We start from the raw sequence: 18,889 nt of genomic DNA on the forward strand, positions 1-18,889 counted from the left end.
AAATCTTTTCTTTTAACAATTCTCCAAGCATACTTACCCCTATTCTGTCCATAATATGATAAATATCATCCGACATTCTCGATTTTTATGTTCTCTTTTAATATGACATCCTGGTAATCCAACGATACACTCTTCCGGTTTACCTCCTCCGGATCATGGTAAGTCGGTATTACAAGCTTCATTGCCCGTTTTAAAGCCGATATAGAACCTACCTCCAAGGCCCGCTGTAAAACACCTAGTTTATCATGAAGCTCTACCGGAGATAATTCCTTCTGTCTCTCAATAAAAATCTTCTTATTGGAGGTGGAAATCAGTTCTTCTCCCCTCATAAGAAGCTCTTCATACAACTTTTCTCCTGGTCTTAGTCCTGTTTCAATGATCGGTATCTCCGTGTAAGGTTCATATCCGGATAAACGAATCAGTTTTTCAGCAAGATCCAGTATCTTCACCGGTTGTCCCATATCCAGAACAAATATCTCTGAGCTGCTGGCAATGGAACCGGCCTGGAGCACCAGCTGGGCAGCTTCTGGAATGGTCATAAAAAATCGAATAATTCTTTTATCCGTGATCGTAAGCGGTCCACCCTTTTCAATCTGACGTTTAAAAAGTGGAATTACAGAACCGTTAGACCCAAGTACATTGCCAAACCGAACGGCTACATATTCTGTTTTACTGATACGATTCATACTTTGCACTATCATTTCACAAAAACGCTTCGTAGCCCCCATGATATTGGTTGGATTAACTGCCTTATCCGTGGAAATGAGTACGAATTTCTCCGTATGGTACCGATCTGCCGCTAACACCACATGATAGGTGCCGTATATATTATTTTTTATAGCTTCATCGGGGCAGTTCTCCATTAGGGGTACATGCTTATGAGCCGCTGCATGAAATACAATATTGGGCCGGTATTTCTGGAATAACTGGTTCACCTTTTCCTCGTCTCGAACCGATGCAATCTCAATGCTGAGATTTAGCTTATCCCCATATAGGAAACGCAGTTCCTGTTCAATATCATAGGCATTATTCTCATAGATATCGACAATGACAAGACTTGATGGATGAAAACCAACAATCTGTCTGCATAGTTCCGAGCCAATGGAACCACCGCCTCCGGTAACCATTACCACCTTTCCCCTTATGAACTGCTCCACTTGCTTATCATTCAGGGAAACCGGTTCTCTCCCCAGAAGATCTTCCACCTTAATTTCACGGATACTGTTTGATAGGGATTTATCATGATCATTCTGAATGAGTGACAGTCGGTCTGGTAGAATTCGAACATGACATTTCATTGTGGCACATAGCTCCAGAATTTCTTTTTTCTTCTCATGATCAATGGATGGAAGCGCTAATATCAATTCCGATACTCCCGTCCCCGCAAGCAGCTTGGGGAGGTCTGATATGGGACCTTTTACTTCAATGTTATGTATTCTCTTCCCTATTTTTTCATAGCTGTCATCGATGAATAAGCAGACACGGTATCCACTATTCGGATCTGCTTGTATTTCATCTAGCAGGGTGACACCGGCACTACCTGCTCCAATAATAGCCAGCGGAAGTCCTGACGAAGCACCTCGTTGCGTATTGCGTTTGCGATAGATTTGATAGGCAAATCTCATCATTAACATACACAGGATGGATGTGGAATATCCCGCCAAAGAAAACAACAGCGGAAACTGTTTGCCTAAAACTATGTCATCAATTAACAGGAACATAAAATAACCCATCACACCACTCAGCAGCAAGGTCATATATTCCTTGCATTCTGCATACCTCCATATACTTTTATACGTATTAAACATATAATGAGATATCCTGCCACAGACAAACATTAGAATTAAGTGTGGTAAAATGTTGACAAATCCGATCTCTTTACCTCCGTTATTGAAAGAAACCAGATAAGACAGAACTAGAAAGACAATTGCTGTAATAAACATGTCTAAAAATATAATTAGTTTTTTACGACTATTTCGAAATCGAAAATGCATTTTTGATGCCCCCTATGTGTCCTTTCCTACTTACTGATCCGTGTATTGTCCGTTCATAAAGTCTTATAACTATTCGTATTTATCAGAAGTCCGAATAGGGTAGAATCATATAAGGGATTTCTGTTCATCCTGTTTGTTTATTGATTGGGTAAGTTTAATGTCCTATTTACGAGTAGAATACATTATCATAGTATTTATCCTCATATTTTTTGTATCGTTTTATACCATAATAACCATATTGCTTCCCGCCCACTTCAACCTTATTCAATACTGCTCCCAGTAATTTGCAGTTTGTTTTTTCTAATTGCTGCTTTACTCTCTGTGCTAAGGAATAACTGATTAAATTCTTCTCAATAATTAATACCACTCCATCGCATTTTTCAGCGACAATTGCACTATCAATAACGTTTGCAAGAGGAGGTGTATCGAGTATCACATAATCATAGTTCTCTCTAAGGATTTCTATCATTTCACGAAAGAAATCACCTGCTAAAAGTTCTGCCGGATTAGGAGGAACCGGTCCAGTAAATATAATATCCAGACCTGGAACATTGGTTGCATATAGAATATCCGTCAAATCATTTTGCCCTGATAGATAATGAGTCAATCCGAAAACTGACTGATCGGGCTTATACCTTCCAACAATCATTGATCTTCGCAGATCACAGTCTACAAACACAACCCTCCTGCCAGTTTCTGCAAAGGAAATAGCCAGATGGAAGGATATATTTGATTTTCCTTCATTTGGTAAAGAGCTTGTAAAGCAAATTGCTTTTATATTGCATCCGCAGAACTGAATATTGGTTCTTAATGTTTTATATGCCTCATTGCTTCGAAAATCTAAAGCCTGTAGCTTTTCTAAATGAATCATTTTCATAGTAATAGTCTCCATTCTGCCAAACACCACCTATGGGGAGTCAGCACGACATTTTATAGCTAACTTGCCAGAACCTTCGTATCCTGTTTCCTTACACGTACTTTTTTCTTACTCTTTTTTGAAACCTCTTCCATTGGTATGATACCAAGGGTTGTTAATCCCAAATACTTCTCAATATCTTCCACGTTCTTAATGGAATCATTCCGCAGATACATTGCTGAAAGAATAAAGGATATTAGAATGATTCCGCCAAGTCCTCCCTGAAGCATATAACTAACCCGGTTCGGACTGGAAGGAGTCCTCGGCAGGTTTCCTAATTCAACCGTATTGATTTTCTCAATCTCCATAACCTCAACCAATCGACTGGAAGCTACTAAAACGATGGTATCAGCAATTTCTTTTGCAAGTGTAGCATCATGATTTGTAACGGATATCTCCAATATACGTGTTTCAGTAGGAATATTAACATTTACTGATGCAGACAGCTCCCCTGGAGAAATATCCAGATTTAACTTTTTAATAACCTCTTCCATTACTGGACGGCTTTTTACCAGAATTTTAAAATCTTTCGTCAGATGTACTCCAGTCTGTAGATCAGCCAATGTTGTTTTGTCCTCATTCTGTCTGTTAATCACATACATCTTAGCAGTTGATGTATAAGTGGGTTCCAAAATGTATGTCGATATTCCCCATGCTGCTGCAACACCAAGTACACCAATCATGATGATTAGCCATGCCCTATGAAGCAATACCCTAATTAAGTCTTCCACCTTTACCTCAGATGCAAATTTTTTATTCCCTTCCATCCTTCCGCTCCTTACTTTCATTTTCTGGCCATTATAAATGCCTGTCCTCCAGCATTTTCATGGGATTACTCCATAAAAGCCTTGTTACGGTCTCTTCACCATACTTTTTCATAAGCCGTGTAACTTCCTTTCTCACCCTTGGTGCCCGATTATGAGCGCCATGAGCATCCGTTCCAAGAAAATGTACCCAATCCTTCTTTAGTAGCTTATGGCAAAAATTTACTTTCGGGCTTAAAATATGTCCGACCAGGCCAGAAAAATTAATTTGAACATATACTCCCATTTGAATCAGCTCTCCTACCAGCCAGGGATGCCTGATCAGGCAGTGGTACCTTTCTGTGTGTGCTAAGATTGGAATATATCCCGATAGCAGACAATGATGTAAACCTTCCCTCATCATGCCAAACTCTTCCTCCGGGAAGAACTCCACTAAGATATATCTTGTTCCATCAATGGTCAAAGCGTCTCCCCGATTCAAAGCATCTATGATCTCTTTACTAAACAGCAATTCATTACCCAGAATTATATGAGGTTTATTACAGAGGTCAAAAGGTGGTTCATTAAGTTCCTCAACCAGTTCCTGCAATTGCTTTACCGATGCATTCTTTCTTCCAATGGCATAATGAGGTGTTGCCGTCATAATTCGGATACCTTCTTCATAGGCAGTCTGCAGCATGGACCTGGTCTCCTCCAGAGACGCTGCACCATCATCTACACCTGGTAATATATGGCTATGTAAATCAAAATACCCTTTCATTGAATTCCTTTCTTACACATAGGATCATTCGATCCATAAAGGTCATAAATTCAAATTGTAATATTTTTCCAGCAAGTGAATTATATAATAGGGTTTTTTTATAATCAACCATAAAATTGAAAAAAGAGGAAAATCTGATTTACAGATTTTCCTCTTTTTATACAGCATGAATTCAGAATCACAAACATAATATATGATGCGACTCAAATCGAAGGATTACGCTGCAGTAACCGACATTTTATATCTATTCCTGTTTTACATATTATAAGAATATCATACTGCATCGAACGAGAATCTATTTTTGTATACAAAGTTATCTGTTTTTGCTTCGAAACGAAAGTCAGCTAATTGCAGATGCCTTGTGTGGCTGTTGAAATTTCTCGAAGATTATATTATACGCCTGATCAACGGTATAGTATTTCTCCAGATATTTTCTCGAATTAGATCCCATCTGCTTTCGAACCTCCTCATCACACAGCTGGTTCAGCATCTGATTAAAGGCATTCACATCCCTGCTTTCACACCATAAGCCAAATCTGCCCTCCTCAATTACCTTTCCGATATCCGTGCTGCAATCCGTTGCAGCTAATACCGGCATGGATGCCTGCATATAGGACAGGATCCTTGATGGGAAATTAGGAATGGTAAAACGGTGGTCCAGAAAAATCAAACCCACATCACAGGAGTTTACCAATGTATGATAATCCTTTTGCGGCAGTAAGGAAAACAATTGGACGTTCGGCAGCTTTTTCTGGTCAAGAAAATCTCTTAATCTTCGATATTCCGTTCCTGAACCAGCTATGACAAAATATGCCCGGTCATTTAATTCATTGGCTAACAGGCATTCCATTAAGAAATCAATTCCCTGGGGCTTTCCAAGATTCCCTCCATAGATAAATATGGTCTTGTCCAATGGAATATTGTACTTGCTTTTTATCGCCGTGATCATATCCTCATCTTTCGTAATTTTAACCGGCAGAATACAGTTAGGACATATCTCAAGTCTCGAGGAAGAAATATCCGGATTATTTCTCTTGATATAGTCCACATTTGCCTGGGACATACATCCGATATAATCTGACAATCTGTACAAACGCCTCTCCTTCCGGCGAAAATATTGATACAGGGGACTCATGACTCCTGTCTTATGCAGCATGCCAAGATCTACTGCATTTTGCGGAAAGATATCCTTGAGTATCAGATACGTTTTAGCCTGATCCCTTTGCTTAACATAAGTGATTGCCTTTTCCAGAGTAATAGGAGGTGTTGTATAAAGAACTATGTCAAATCGTACCTTATCAAAATACTTCTTAATCCCCGCCACATATTTTCCTTCCAGAGTTATGGTTGAAATTCCCTTCTCTATCACATTTGTTTTTTGAGTATTCCCTATTTTCAGCTTGAGTATCTCAAGATTGTCTCTGACAATCAAATAGGTCTCGATTTTCTTTCTTCGCTCTACAGGAGATATCACATACACCCTATGGCCTTCCTCTATTATTTTATTGACCAGATCTATATGGACTCCTGACGTTTTATTTTCATCAAAATCTGAAAGGGTTAGATATAAAACATTCATCTTTTCCTCATTTCTGCGCTATACACAGCGCGTTTATATTCGGTATACCGGAAAGAAATCATTGGTTTGCGTTACTCCGGCTGCAGTACATAACCGTTGATAAACCTCCGTATTCCATATCCGTTTTCCCGTACAAAAGGTAAACTCTGTATTTCTTCCAAACTTCTTTTTGAAAAGATAAAGATTATCCTCGGGGCTGTTCGTTCTGCCCCCTCCATAATGAATTAATTCATACCCCTTTTCCTTTCCCCACATGGTAACTGCATACTTGAGGATATACGAAGGAGATAAGTGAAGGTATTCTGTTAACGCTCCCGATAGATGAATATGTATCCATTTACCATATATAAAACAGAAGCTCATTGCGACGGTTTTTCCTTGATATATGGCCTCTACCAAAATTACATGATCCGGAAATAAGTTTATGCATTGTGTAAAATATTCGTCATCAAAAAAATAAAAAGAATTCGCATCGTTTCGATCCATTGTTGCATAATATATTTTCGTAAAATCTCCTGCATGGGATGGATTTTCCGTAATTCTATAGGTTACTCCTTCCTCCACAGCCCGTCGAATATTCTTTCTGCAGGATTTTGAAAACTCCGCTTGCACCGGATCATCATAATCTACCAGGTTAGTTCCAACCGTTTTACGAATCGTTTGAATTTCATAGCAATTTTGAAAGTCATCGGCATTTTTCACAATGGGATGAAATCGTATGAATTCACTGACAATGTTATGATCTAGACAATAACTTTGAAACTCCTTCTGAAATGACTGTACCAGCTGATCCCTACTGCCATCTTCACAACTCACTATCAACGGTCCGCCGTATCCATAGGGTGTAATCAGATCATAATATGTCTTATGATCGATCTGTATGGGTATTTCCCGACGGATATACATATGTTGAATGGCTCCAAGAGGACCTTTATATTCATATACTTCGCTTTTGCCTTGTTCGATTGTCTCATACAGTTTTCCGTATTCCGGTTGAAAATATATGTCCATGCTTAATCCCTCCTTTGTCTCATAATGCATAAGAATTATAGTATAGCATTTTTCCATTTTCAACCAGTTACATACAAAAAGAGGAAAATCCATATTACTGATTTTCCTCTTTTTCTTTATAATAAAATATAATTCCCCTTTTTCTCAAGAACCTCGACACTATCCCTGTCCTCGTATGATGGAGGTTATATATACAGATGGTATGACATCATCTGTCAACTAAGTGGATATGGGCTGTTACATGGTTTTCAACAGTGATTATGACTTACCATAATACACTGTCGGGAGAACATGTTGCTGTGTTTTGTATGTCTCAGTCGAATATTTTATGTTCGCCTGAGACATACAAAACCAGTAATATGTCCTACCATCTGTGTGTGAGGTAAGTCGTGATCACTGTTGAAAACCATGCTACAGCCCAGTATTTGTTATTGATACAGGACGTCATGCCATCTGTATATATAACGTCTGTTATTGATACAGATGGCAGGCCAGGTAATGCCCATTTCCATGATCCTTGAAAACCGGTTCCTGCGATTTACAGATTTCCATACAATTCGGACATCGGGTGTGAAACTTACAACCTTCCGGAGGATTAGCCGGGGAGGGAATATCGCCTTCCAATATTGTTCGTTTCATTTTCTTATCCGGATTGGGGATTGGTACCGCACTTAACAATGCCTTGGTATAAGGATGCATGGGTTTTCCGAATATCTCCTTAGTGGAGGCTTTTTCAACCAAGGATCCCAGATACATTACGCCAACAGAATTCGAAATATGCTCTACCACGGACAAATCATGGGATATGAACAGATAAGTCAAGCCACGCTGTTCCTGAAGCTCCTTCATCAGATTAATGATCTGCGCCTGAATGGATACGTCCAATGCTGATACCGGTTCATCCGCGATAATTACCTCAGGGTTTAGGGCCAGAGCCCTGGCAATACATATCCGTTGCCGCTGTCCACCCGAGAATTCATGGGGGTAACGATCAATATAGAATGATCTTAAGCCGCAATCTTTCATGATTTTCTTAATATAATCCCGATATAATGCTCTGGGTACGATGGAATGCTCCCTTACTGCTTCTCCTATAATCTCTCCCACCGGCATTCTTGGGTCAAGAGAAGAATATGGGTCTTGAAATATCATCTGGAGCTTCGGTCTTATTTTCCTAAGATTTCTTGGCTGCATCTCAAATAGATCCATTCCGTCCATTATAGCCTTACCGGACGTGGGCTCTGTCAGGCGAAGGATTGTACGTCCTATGGTGGTTTTACCGCATCCGGATTCTCCCACCAGTCCAAAGGTTTCTCCTTTCTTGATTGTAAAGCTTACATCATCCACTGCTTTTACTTGTCCTACTGTCCTTTGAAGAACTCCGGACTTTATGGGATAATACTTCACCAGATTTTTTACTTCCAGTATGTTACTATGCATATGCTGCTCCTCCCTACACATTACTTTTACAGCCTAATGATGATATATTCTGACGGTCTTATCGTGTAAATAGCAGCATACCTTATGCGTTGATGTAATAGATATCATCCTTGGATATGCCCCATTGCAGCGAACCATACATTTCTCACAGCGATTTTTAAAGTAGCAATGCTCCGGTAAGTTGATGGGATTGGGTACATTTCCCGGAATGGAATAAAGCCGGTCCACAGATTCGTTCAGGATTGGCCTTGACTTCATTAATCCTATGGTATAGGGGTGCAAGGGCTCTTGATAAATTTCTTTGGCGGTACCCTGCTCTACGATACGGCCAGCATACATTACCACCACGTAATCAGCCATCTCCGCTATCACGCCCAGATCGTGAGTAATCAGCATAATGGATGCATTAATTTTATTCTTCAATTCGCGAAGTAAATCCAGTATTTGAGCCTGAATAGTGACATCCAGTGCCGTTGTTGGCTCATCAGCAATGATTAATTGTGGATTACAGCACAAGGCCATAGCAATTACTACACGTTGTCTCATACCCCCAGAAAGCTCATGGGGGTATGATTGATATATTCCCTCTGTTCGAGCAATCCCCACCAGCTTAAGCATCTCTATGGTTCTGGCTTTGATCTCCTCCTTTTTCATTTTGGGGTTATGATGCTCTATGCATTCATCAATCTGGTCTCCAATGGTAAATACTGGATTTAAGGTAGTCATTGGCTCCTGAAAAATCATCGCTATTTCATTGCCGCGTATTTCCTCCATTTCTTTCTGAGAGATCTTCGCCAGATCTACGGTGCGATGCTTTGAAGATTGATTGTACCTAATCTCCCCTCCGGCAATTTGCCCCTGGGGTCCCTGCAATAACCGCATTAGGGATAAGCTGGTCACGGACTTGCCACAACCGGACTCTCCAACAATCCCTACGGTTTTTCCCTTCGGTACATCAAAGGTCACCCCGTCCACCGCTTTTACCGTTCCCACATCGGTGTAAAAATAGCTCCTTAGCTCCTCGAATTCCACCACATTGCCAAAGTTTTTCATCTTAGTCAGATATTCCGATTCTGGTATGTATTTTCGTTTTTTATCCTGCTCATATTGTTTATATTTTAAGTTATTTTCTTTCTTAATGCTTTTCAGCTTCTCCCTTTGGCTGACCTTCTCTGTCAACAAGCTATCTCACCTACCTTTTCATTTTCGGATCATAGGCATCCCGAAGTCCATCACCAATAAAATTAAATGCCAGCACCGTAAGCAGAATACAGATTCCAGGAGGCACCCATATATTCGGAAAGCTTTTTAGTATGATGGAGTTCGTGACCGCGTTAACCATGTTCCCCCAGGAAGCATAAGGAAACGCAATTCCCACTCCGAGAAAGCTTAGAGTTGATTCGGTAAGAATAATTCCACCCAGGTCCATGGTAGCAATAATTATAATAATTGGCATGACATTGGGAACCAGATGCTTAAATATCTTTCTGGAGGTGCGGATACCCGTTGCCTCTGCTGCCTGCATGAACTCCATCTCCCTTAGGGAAAGGAGCTGTCCTCGAACCATTCTGGCTACCCCTGCCCAATACAACACACCCATAACCAGCATTATGATGTAAATCTTATAGCGGGGTGATATTCCATATCCCACCATGACAGCAGATATAATCAGCATTACCGGGATAAATGGAATGCTATAGAAAATCTCCACCAGACGCATGATGATCATATCAATCTTGCCGCCATAATAGCCGGCTATACCTCCTAAGGTTACACCGATTATCAACTCAACCAGTACAACCACTAAGCCCACTGTCAATGATACTCTTCCCCCATACATTAGCCGGGTTAGTACATCTCGCCCGTCAGCATCTGTTCCCAGCCAGTGGGAGGATGAAATTGGTGCCCGTATATGAACGGTTACCCCCTGCTCGCTGATTCGGGAATCATGCATGGATATCTCTTCCTTTGTATCTTTGTTAATATAGAATATTTCATACTCCCCATATGGAGATAATAATGGCCCAATAAAACAGAATAATAACATGGCAGCTATAATAACAATTCCTATGGTGGCTAGCTTGTTCCGAAAGAAGCGTTTTAAAACCAGTTGCCCGGGTGACAGAATGACCTGATTTTGCTCAAACTCTTCCAGTTCCAGCTCGTTTTGTTGTTGTATCGTATCTATCATTATCATTCATCCCCCCTAGCCCAGTCTTACGCGGGGATCAACCACTGCGTATAGAATATCTGCAACCAATGTACCAAGTAAGGTTAATACGGCAATAAACATATTAAATCCCATTAAATATGGGATATCACCGTTATATACTGCATTCAGTGCAATATTACCCAGTCCTTCGATGGCGAAGATTCCTTCCGTAATTACCGCTCCTGAGAAAAGCGACGGTATCATTCCACCGATTAGCGTTACCACCGGTATCAGCGTATTGCGAAATGCATGCTTCCCAACTACCTTTCTCTCCGGTAAACCCTTGGCACGGGCTGTACGAACATAGTCCGCGCTGAGAACCTCCAACATGTTTGTCCTCGTATAACGAAGCAGGCCACCTACTCCGGTTATCACAAATACAGTACAAGGCAGAACCAGGTGTTTTGCTATATCCATGATACGTGCGAACCCTTCATAGGAGGCTCTGGCATTTACCATTCCGGATAGCGGAAGAATGCCTAGCCCTACTGCAAAGATTCGTTTAAGAACGCCTGCGAAGAAGAAAGTGGGCAGAGAAATTCCCATCAAAGCGATCGTTACAATCACATAATCAGTCCTGGAGTATTGCTTTCTAGCAGCCATGATACCCAATGGAATTGCGAGGAGCATCTCTAGCAGTAATGCCGTAAATGCCAGCGCAAATGTAATCGGAGCATACCGACCGATAATCTCTGTAACCGGTTTTTGATAGATAAATGAGACTCCAAAGTCCCCCCTGGCCGCATCCCACAGCCATGATAGATATCCATCTAAGATCCCTTTATCTAGACCATACACTTCTCGCATTCTTCGCTCCATCTCAGCAGTAACATTCGGATTTCCCGCTGTGATATTGGTTACATAATCGCTGGGCATGGAGCGAATGATCACATACAGCAGAAACGATACACCAAATAACACCAGGAAACTGATTAATAATCGCCGAATTATGTATTGTTTCATCGTATCGTTTCCCCTTTTTATTGCATTTCCAGATTATAAATCTCACTACTATAGTTCCAGTAGGTTGTCGTCTCCTCCGGGAGTGTTTCAAGCTTTATGGTATTGGCGTTATAAATCTCCATATTCTTTCTTTGATAAACCGGCATATATACCGCTGCTTCCATTATTAAATCCAATTCCTTTGCCACCAGCTCACAGCGTTTGTCAAAGTCAACGGTACGAAGGATTTCAGCCTGTAGGGCATCGATTTCATCGCTATATAGTTTTACATCATTATCATTGCCTTTACTGCCAAATATCTGAGTCAGGTCACAGGTAGTCGAGTTTCCCCATGCCATTACCCACATATCCAGTTCTCCGCTATCCTTTTTATTTACTAAGGTAGAAAAGTCCAAATCCTGTATTACCAATTCTGCACCTAAAGCAGCCATATCATTTGCCATCTGGGTTAAGATCGGTGCAGAAGGATGATCCATCTTGCCATCTCCCCCAATACCTACACTAACCACAAGCTTCTCATTGTTCTTCACCAGCTTACCGTTAGAATCCTTGGTATATCCAGCTGCTGAAAAATACTCAGCTGCTTTTGCCGGATCATAACCATACACTTCTTTCGCGTTATCCGGATATTCGGCTACTGTCGGTGTCATGGGGCGTTCAATCACCTGAGCCAGCTTCCCATAATATGCTTCTACTGCCGGTTTTCGATTCATCAGATGCATCAAGCCCTTTCGAACATTCAAATCCGGTATTCTCTCAGAACTAATGGCTATGTATCCATATCCCGGATTATCTACCAACGAATATGCCATCCCTGCCTCTTCCACCTGTGCTATGACATCCTGGCTTGCGCTAGGGTCCGTGATATCAATCTGATCTCCGATCAAAGCATCCACTTTATCACTATCTGGAACTACCTGTAGCTTTATGGTAGGGATTTTAGGAGTATTTCCGAAAAATAAGGGATTTGCTTCCAATGTTACAATATTATCCTGATAGCTTATAAATTTATAAGGGCCGGAACCCATAGGTGTACCATTAAGAGCCTTCACGCCAGCCAGGTTCCCCTTCTTGAAGTCCTTTCCATAATAATGCTCGGGTACAATGCTAATATTGGCCACTTCCCGGTCTCCATATATATTAATAGAATCAAAGAGTACGGTACAGGTATAATCATCCACTTTATTAATTCCGGAGATGGTGGGTACATCAATTCCGTCCTCCAGATTTCCTGTAATAAACTCCGATTCTAGTTTATTCTGATAATAGGTCTGAGGGTCGTAAGCGGATGCATATTTCTCATATTCACAGGTTACCAATAGCTCAAACAGCTTCTCCTCATCGGACTCGATACCGGCTGTATCGTATCCTTCTCCCTGTAGATAGGCAACCCAATCATAACTGTCAATCCCTTGCCACCAGCCCTCCAGATTACTTTCTCTTAAATATGCTTTATAGTCTGCTTCTGATATGGTATCCAGGGTGTATTTTGAATTTACCTCCTCCGTAATCGCATTTATCTTTGAAGAATAATCCGGTGTATCATAATAATATTCCTTCATTCCTACAATATCCAAGGTAGAGAATGTGGAGGCGCCATCGTAGGTCGGATCGGCAGTTACATAATAGTAAAACAATACATCATCGATGGTTACTGGCTCCCCATCCGAGAATACCATACCCTTTTGTAGAGTTACCGTATAGAGCACCTGCTCATGTCCGTCTGCTGCCTTCTGTATCTCTGCCTCTACATGTCCCGCATAATCTACCAGCACACCATCCTTATTCAGCCGAGAGACTGAGGTAAAGACAGGTTCATATGCCTGGGCATCGTAACCTGTACTGTAAAACAACGGTGAGAACACACCATTAAAGGTCTGTGTTCCAATAACCAACGTATCATACTTTCCTGTAGCAACAATTTTTCCAGGAGTTTCTGAAGTATTAGTCTTCTCCTGATTGTCCTCTTTCTCCTTTACCACTTCTGTTTTTTCTTTTTGGTTCGTATCTGGATTCTGCGTTTCCTTCGTATCCTTTCCACATGCAATGAAAGAAACTGCAAAGCATAGGATTAGAATCAGTGCCAGCGCTCTCCTCTTAATCATTCAATTCCTCCTTATTTGCTATTCGATTTGCTACTACATACCGTAGGTTGTCTTAATTACGTGTAATCGTAATTGTTCTAGAGCAATAAGAAAACAAGAAGCATTACATGCTTCTTTGCTCGTACTAAATTATATTCGTAGGATATGTGATTATGACAAGAATGAAGAGACTATAAAGCGTCTTGATTGATTTCAACATAACGAAGAAAAAAAGAGGGCATCCCAAAGTGAATAACAATAGTGGGATACCTATATAGGAATTTAGTCCTGTAGTCTTAAATTTCATTAAAAAATAACCGAAATAGTAAATGGTTTTGTGTCCTGAGAAAATGCAGAAACCTGGAATATGCTAGCTGTTTCTCTAAGGATACGATATTTATATACAATAAAACTAGGAGGAGTAATATTATGGCGCGTTATATTAAGGATTTTCCTACTACTAAAAATCCAGAGGAAATCATGAAAATTGCAAATGACTTTTTTAGTAAGGAAGGCTTTAACAGAGTAAACTTCAAAGGAGAAGATGTATGGAAAAAAGGGGTTGGCTTTACATCTCCACAATTTATTAAGCTTCAATTAGCTCCAGGAGTAGTACATATGGAAGCCTGGTTAAAGTTTGCATGGTTCCCGGGCATCTATTCAGGGGAAATGGATCTTAATGGAGCGATGGCCTTTGCCATTAAGAAGATGCTGGCTTCCCGGGTAAATACTCTAGAATCATTATTAAAATAGTATAAGGAGACATAAACGTGGAAAATAATACAAACCCGTCAAATAACATAAAGCTACATGATCCTACTGGTAAAGCCATTGCTTCTTTGGTTCTTGGATTAATCGGAATTGCTGCATGGTTTATTCCAATAGCAGGTGTTATCGTAACCATAATTGGTATATCCTTAGCCCGTACAGGAATGCAGTCCTCAAAAAGAGGGGTTGCAATAGCCGGACTAGTACTCTGTATCGTCTTTTTAGTCCTATCCATTATCAACTGGATCCTTGGAGCTGTATTACAATCTCTATTTGGGTAAAAAGAAGCTGTTACATAACCTTTAATAGTCATGTAACAGCTTTCTTTCCATACATATACAAACATTTCTCATTTACTTTTCCACATGATGGCAAGCAACCAGATGGCCCTGCTTCATCTCTAGCGCCGGTTTCTCCTGTCTGCAGATGTCAGTAGCCCTCGGGCAACGTCCTGCAAAGGGACACCCTTTGGGAGTATTGATTGGACTCGGAACATCACCGGATAATATCTGACGTTGCTTTTGAGCCTCTTTATCAGGGTCCGGAATTGGTACCGCAGATAAGAGTGCCTTCGAATAGGGATGTAATGTGTTTTCATATAGTTCATCACTGGATGCCAGCTCAACAATATTACCAAGATACATAACCGCAATACGGTCACTAATATATTTCACAATATTCAAGTCATGAGCAATGAATAAATAGGTTAAGTCTAATTTACTCTGTAAATCATGTAATAGGTTGATGATCTGTGACTGAATGGAAACGTCAAGTGCTGATATCGGTTCATCGCACACAATAAATTCCGGCTCTATAGCCAGTGCTCTTGCTATCCCAATACGCTGACGCTGTCCACCAGAGAATTCATGAGGGAAACGGTTCGCATGTTCCTTGTTAAGACCTACTAATTCCAACAGTTCATACACCCGTTCCTGACGTCTCTTCTTATCGTACATTTTATGAATAATCATACCTTCCTCGATAATCGATCCAACCGTCATACGAGGGTCCAATGAGGAGTATGGATCCTGGAAGATAATCTGTGCCATTTTGGAATATTCGAACAAGGACTTCTTGGTAATTTCCAAATCTTTCTTTCCATGATAGAGTATTCTTCCGTCTGTGGCCGGATATATTCCCATCAGAACCTTCCCAAGAGTGGACTTACCACAACCGGATTCACCAACAAGACCCAGTGTTTCTCCCTTATATATGTCAAAGTTAACATGATTTACAGCCTTAAGGATACCGTCGGATACCTTAAAATGCTTTGAAACATTCTGTACTTCAAGTAACTTCTGGTTCGTGTTGATAGTCTGCTTCTGATTACTCATTACTTTTCACCTCCTGGCTGATTACTGGGACAATCCGCATGAAGGAGCCAGCAGGAAGCCTGGTGTCCCTTACCAAGTTCAAATACCGGAGGCTGTTCGCTCTGACAGATTTTCATGCAATTCGTACATCTGCTTGCAAAACCGCAGCCTGTAGGTGGATTAATCAAATCCGGCGGAGTACCTGCGATGGATACCAACCGTTCTGAACGATTCATATCCGTAGTAGGAAGGCTTTTTAGCAATGCCTTTGTATATGGATGGGAAGGACGATAAAAGATATCCTCTGCTGTACCGATTTCTACGATCTTTCCTGCATACATTACCGCAACCCTGTCTGCCATACTAGCCACCACACCAAGATCATGAGTAATCAATATAATTGCTGTATTGGTTTTTTCTCGAATTTCCTGTAATAAGTCCATAATTTGAGCCTGAATTGTAACATCAAGCGCAGTAGTCGGCTCATCTGCTATTAATAGCTTGGGAGCGCAGGACAGTGCCATTGCGATCATAACTCTCTGTCTCATACCACCGGAGAATTCATGAGGATATTGCTTAATTCTCTGCTCCGGATTTGGTATCTTAACTAACTGCAGCAAACGAAGTGCTTCTTTGGCAGCATCCTCAGCTGACAGCTTCTGATGATGACGGATTGCTTCCGTCAGCTGCTTTCCTACCTGCATGGTGGGATTGAGGCAGGTCATAGGATCCTGAAATATCATACTGACATCCTTGCCTCGAATTTGCATCATTTCTTTCTCTGAAGCATTCACAATATCTTTATCTGCTAGCAGAATTTCTCCACTTACTATACGTGCCGGAGGCATGGGATTCAGCTTCATAATGGTTTGTGCTGTTACGCTCTTCCCACATCCACTCTCTCCAACGATTGCCAGTACTTCTCCTTCATTTAAGTCAAAGGTGACCCCACGAACCGCCTTCACTTCACCGGCATAAGTATCGAAGGACACGTGTAAATCATTGACTTTTAATACTTTATTCATATCATCTACCTCACTTTTTAAGCGTTACCGCTTATCGTCTCAACTTCGGATCCAACGCATCCCGTAATCCATCTCCCAATAAATTAAAGGAGAGCATGGTTATGCTGATACATATTGCCGGAATAATCAGCTGTGAAGGATACATCTGGAACACTCTACTTCCATCATTGGCTAAGGTTCCCCAGCTAGCTAACGGTACCGGTACACCGAGACCAATATAGCTTAAAAACGCTTCCGTAAATATTGCGCTGGGAATCGCTAATGTAATATTAACAATGACAACACTCAGCGTATTGGGTAGTAAATGCTTTGCAATAATTCTTGCCGGCTTTGCTCCCATTACCTTGGCAGCTACCACAAAATCCTGCTGCTTTAAACTCATGATCTGACCACGTACCAGACGTGCCATACCGGTCCAGCCCACTGCCGCATACGCTGCAACAAGTGTCATCGTTCCCTTTGGTAAAACCATCATCAAAAGTATTACCACGATCAGATATGGAATACCATTAATAATCTCAATAATTCTCATCATGATATTATCCACTGCTCCTCCCATATAACCGGAGATTCCGCCATAGATAATTCCGATAATAAAGTTAACGAAAACAGCTGTAAATGAAATAAACAATGATATTCTAGCCCCATACCATATTCTGGTGAATATATCTCTTCCCAGAGTATCGGTTCCAAACAGATGCATATGTCCATCTACGGCATCCTTATATCCCATGGGAGCATAAGTATGGGCCAGATGCTGCTCACTCATAGTATAGGGTGAAAGCATCGGTATTATGATGCTGCATAAAGTAATTACTCCAATTATAATCAAGCTTAAAACTGCGACTTTGTTTTTCGACAGGCGGTACATTGCATCCTTCCAGTAGCTTGTACTGGGTCTTGAGATTGATTCACTCTCCGTTGCATTGGCGCCAACCCATTCAAATTGTTTTTTATCTATTTTACTCATCTCTACCTCCATATACCTTTCAATTACTTATCTCCATATTGATAACAAGCTACACGTTCCAATATTAATAATTCCTCGCCTGGAACTATTCCTTAATTTCCGTAAGCTTAACACGGGGATCAATAAATCCGTAAGCAAGGTCCACAATCAGGTTAGCGATTACCAGGAAAGCGCCATAGAATAGGGTGGTTCCGGAGATCATGGTGTAATCCTGTGTCTGAATACTTAATACAAAGAATTTTCCCATACCGGGTATTGAGAATATATTTTCAACAACAAATGCACCGGTAAGAACGGCTGCTGCAATGGGTCCGAGAACAGTAATTACCGGCATAATCGCATTACGAACTGCATGCTTCCAGATTATTTTCTTCTGGGATAATCCCTTTGATTTCGCTGTCTTAATATAATCCTGACCAAGTACGTCCAGCATACTGGTTCTCATTAATCTGGAGATGGTAGCAAGGGAGCTGAAGCTAAGTGCAAAGGAGGGCAATAGTTTGCTTGCGAATGAGTCCCATCCTGTTATCGGAAAGAAGCGTATCCCCGTCCACTGGAACAGCTTCAATCCCAGGAAATACTGAAGCAATGCACCAATGATAAAGCCTGGTACGGATACACCAATAATCGCAAAAAGCATCGTGATGGTATCCCATTTTGTTCCCCTTTTCACAGCGGCTACAATACCCAATAAAATACCCATTACCGTCGCGAAAATCAGAGCTCTGAGTCCCAGATCAAAGGAATATGGGAACGCTTGGGCAATGATATCATTAATGGGACGGTTATAATGCATTGAGATTCCCAAGTCTCCCTTAAAAATATTCTTCATATAAATAAATAATTGCTCATATACCGGCTTGTCTAAACCGTATTTTTCATTCAGCGCAGCTAATGTTGTCTCAGGGATTGCTTTTTCTCCGATAAAGGGATCACCTGGCAATAAACGCATCATGAAAAAGGTCAAAGCAACTAATACCATTAATGTTAAAAACGCATAGAATAATCGTTTCACTATATATTTAACCATTTGCAGTTCTCCTCGTATTATATAGTAGTAGTGTTTATAGTCCCTCTCCAAGGACTGTAT

Annotated in this window: 17 protein-coding genes; 2 read left to right on the plus strand and 15 right to left on the minus strand. The window is 40.9% G+C overall.

Features of this window, described 5'->3' with window-relative positions; all coding sequences use genetic code 11:
• Positions 1-65: 65 nt before the first annotated feature.
• From H0486_RS14555 to H0486_RS14605, 11 genes are all read right to left on the minus strand, one after another.
• Positions 66-1,994 (minus strand): polysaccharide biosynthesis protein, encoded by a 1,929-nt coding sequence (locus H0486_RS14555; protein ID WP_228353681.1) that lies wholly within the window; start codon positions 1,992-1,994, stop codon positions 66-68.
• Between the two features lie 166 nt (positions 1,995-2,160).
• Complete coding sequence (locus H0486_RS14560; protein ID WP_228353682.1) at positions 2,161-2,871, minus strand: CpsD/CapB family tyrosine-protein kinase; 711 nt, start codon at positions 2,869-2,871, stop codon at positions 2,161-2,163.
• A gap of 59 nt (positions 2,872-2,930) precedes the next feature.
• Positions 2,931-3,677 carry a YveK family protein gene (locus H0486_RS14565; RefSeq protein WP_228353683.1) on the minus strand — a complete coding sequence of 249 codons (747 nt, stop codon included), beginning with the start codon at positions 3,675-3,677 and terminating at the stop codon, positions 2,931-2,933.
• Between the two features lie 31 nt (positions 3,678-3,708).
• Positions 3,709-4,434, minus strand: coding sequence for a CpsB/CapC family capsule biosynthesis tyrosine phosphatase (locus tag H0486_RS14570; protein ID WP_228353684.1), 726 nt, complete (start codon positions 4,432-4,434; stop codon positions 3,709-3,711).
• A 340-nt stretch (positions 4,435-4,774) separates the two neighbouring features.
• Positions 4,775-6,013, minus strand: a complete 1,239-nt coding sequence (locus tag H0486_RS14575) for a glycosyltransferase family 4 protein (protein ID WP_228353685.1) — start codon at positions 6,011-6,013, stop codon at positions 4,775-4,777.
• A 33-nt stretch (positions 6,014-6,046) separates the two neighbouring features.
• The gene (locus tag H0486_RS14580) at positions 6,047-7,024 is read right to left on the minus strand and encodes a peptidoglycan bridge formation glycyltransferase FemA/FemB family protein (RefSeq protein ID WP_228353686.1); all 978 of its coding nucleotides are present in this window, start codon (positions 7,022-7,024) and stop codon (positions 6,047-6,049) included.
• Positions 7,025-7,495: 471 nt separating this feature from the next.
• The gene (locus H0486_RS14585) at positions 7,496-8,464 is read right to left on the minus strand and encodes an ABC transporter ATP-binding protein (RefSeq protein ID WP_228353687.1); all 969 of its coding nucleotides are present in this window, start codon (positions 8,462-8,464) and stop codon (positions 7,496-7,498) included.
• Between the two features lie 33 nt (positions 8,465-8,497).
• Positions 8,498-9,646: an ABC transporter ATP-binding protein gene (locus tag H0486_RS14590; RefSeq protein WP_330594545.1), complete on the minus strand. Its 1,149-nt coding sequence runs from the start codon at positions 9,644-9,646 to the stop codon at positions 8,498-8,500.
• 10 nt (positions 9,647-9,656) lie between these two features.
• Positions 9,657-10,661: an ABC transporter permease gene (locus H0486_RS14595; RefSeq protein ID WP_228353688.1), complete on the minus strand. Its 1,005-nt coding sequence runs from the start codon at positions 10,659-10,661 to the stop codon at positions 9,657-9,659.
• Positions 10,662-10,670: 9 nt separating this feature from the next.
• A complete protein-coding gene (locus H0486_RS14600; RefSeq protein WP_228353689.1) occupies positions 10,671-11,639 on the minus strand; it encodes an ABC transporter permease in 969 nt (322 codons plus the stop codon).
• 17 nt (positions 11,640-11,656) lie between these two features.
• Positions 11,657-13,744, minus strand: coding sequence for an ABC transporter substrate-binding protein (locus H0486_RS14605; RefSeq protein ID WP_228353690.1), 2,088 nt, complete (start codon positions 13,742-13,744; stop codon positions 11,657-11,659).
• 408 nt (positions 13,745-14,152) lie between these two features.
• On the opposite strand from H0486_RS14605, the gene H0486_RS14610 reads away from it, so the two are divergent.
• Positions 14,153-14,476 carry a hypothetical protein gene (locus H0486_RS14610; protein ID WP_228353691.1) on the plus strand — a complete coding sequence of 108 codons (324 nt, stop codon included), beginning with the start codon at positions 14,153-14,155 and terminating at the stop codon, positions 14,474-14,476.
• A 17-nt stretch (positions 14,477-14,493) separates the two neighbouring features.
• Positions 14,494-14,772, plus strand: coding sequence for a hypothetical protein (locus H0486_RS14615; protein WP_228353692.1), 279 nt, complete (start codon positions 14,494-14,496; stop codon positions 14,770-14,772).
• Positions 14,773-14,844: 72 nt separating this feature from the next.
• On the opposite strand, the gene H0486_RS14620 is transcribed toward H0486_RS14615, so the two are convergent.
• From H0486_RS14620 to H0486_RS14635, 4 genes are all read right to left on the minus strand, one after another.
• Entirely contained in the window at positions 14,845-15,825 is a 981-nt protein-coding gene (locus tag H0486_RS14620) for an ABC transporter ATP-binding protein (RefSeq protein ID WP_228353693.1), read from the minus strand.
• Positions 15,825-16,829, minus strand: coding sequence for an ABC transporter ATP-binding protein (locus H0486_RS14625; protein ID WP_228353694.1), 1,005 nt, complete (start codon positions 16,827-16,829; stop codon positions 15,825-15,827). The genes H0486_RS14620 and H0486_RS14625 overlap by 1 nt, the downstream gene beginning before the upstream one ends.
• A gap of 31 nt (positions 16,830-16,860) precedes the next feature.
• Positions 16,861-17,799: an ABC transporter permease gene (locus tag H0486_RS14630; protein WP_228353695.1), complete on the minus strand. Its 939-nt coding sequence runs from the start codon at positions 17,797-17,799 to the stop codon at positions 16,861-16,863.
• Positions 17,800-17,884: 85 nt separating this feature from the next.
• Positions 17,885-18,829, minus strand: a complete 945-nt coding sequence (locus tag H0486_RS14635; protein ID WP_228353696.1) for an ABC transporter permease — start codon at positions 18,827-18,829, stop codon at positions 17,885-17,887.
• Positions 18,830-18,889 lie beyond the last annotated feature (60 nt).

Source organism: Variimorphobacter saccharofermentans (genome assembly GCF_014174405.1).
GTDB classification, from domain to species: Bacteria; Bacillota; Clostridia; order Lachnospirales; family Lachnospiraceae; genus Mobilitalea; species Mobilitalea saccharofermentans.

Coding starts and splice junctions, on each gene's coding strand:
- H0486_RS14625 (WP_228353694.1), bottom strand. CDS start 16,829: ATGAATAAAGTATTAAAAGTCAATGATTTACACGTGTCCTTCGATACT.
- H0486_RS14595 (WP_228353688.1), bottom strand. CDS start 10,661: ATGATAATGATAGATACGATACAACAACAAAACGAGCTGGAACTGGAA.
- H0486_RS14620 (WP_228353693.1), bottom strand. CDS start 15,825: ATGAGTAATCAGAAGCAGACTATCAACACGAACCAGAAGTTACTTGAA.
- H0486_RS14560 (WP_228353682.1), bottom strand. CDS start 2,871: ATGAAAATGATTCATTTAGAAAAGCTACAGGCTTTAGATTTTCGAAGC.
- H0486_RS14630 (WP_228353695.1), bottom strand. CDS start 17,799: ATGAGTAAAATAGATAAAAAACAATTTGAATGGGTTGGCGCCAATGCA.
- H0486_RS14605 (WP_228353690.1), bottom strand. CDS start 13,744: ATGATTAAGAGGAGAGCGCTGGCACTGATTCTAATCCTATGCTTTGCA.
- H0486_RS14600 (WP_228353689.1), bottom strand. CDS start 11,639: ATGAAACAATACATAATTCGGCGATTATTAATCAGTTTCCTGGTGTTA.
- H0486_RS14555 (WP_228353681.1), bottom strand. CDS start 1,994: ATGCATTTTCGATTTCGAAATAGTCGTAAAAAACTAATTATATTTTTA.
- H0486_RS14575 (WP_228353685.1), bottom strand. CDS start 6,013: ATGAATGTTTTATATCTAACCCTTTCAGATTTTGATGAAAATAAAACG.
- H0486_RS14580 (WP_228353686.1), bottom strand. CDS start 7,024: ATGGACATATATTTTCAACCGGAATACGGAAAACTGTATGAGACAATC.
- H0486_RS14570 (WP_228353684.1), bottom strand. CDS start 4,434: ATGAAAGGGTATTTTGATTTACATAGCCATATATTACCAGGTGTAGAT.
- H0486_RS14635 (WP_228353696.1), bottom strand. CDS start 18,829: ATGGTTAAATATATAGTGAAACGATTATTCTATGCGTTTTTAACATTA.
- H0486_RS14610 (WP_228353691.1), top strand. CDS start 14,153: ATGGCGCGTTATATTAAGGATTTTCCTACTACTAAAAATCCAGAGGAA.
- H0486_RS14565 (WP_228353683.1), bottom strand. CDS start 3,677: ATGGAAGGGAATAAAAAATTTGCATCTGAGGTAAAGGTGGAAGACTTA.
- H0486_RS14585 (WP_228353687.1), bottom strand. CDS start 8,464: ATGCATAGTAACATACTGGAAGTAAAAAATCTGGTGAAGTATTATCCC.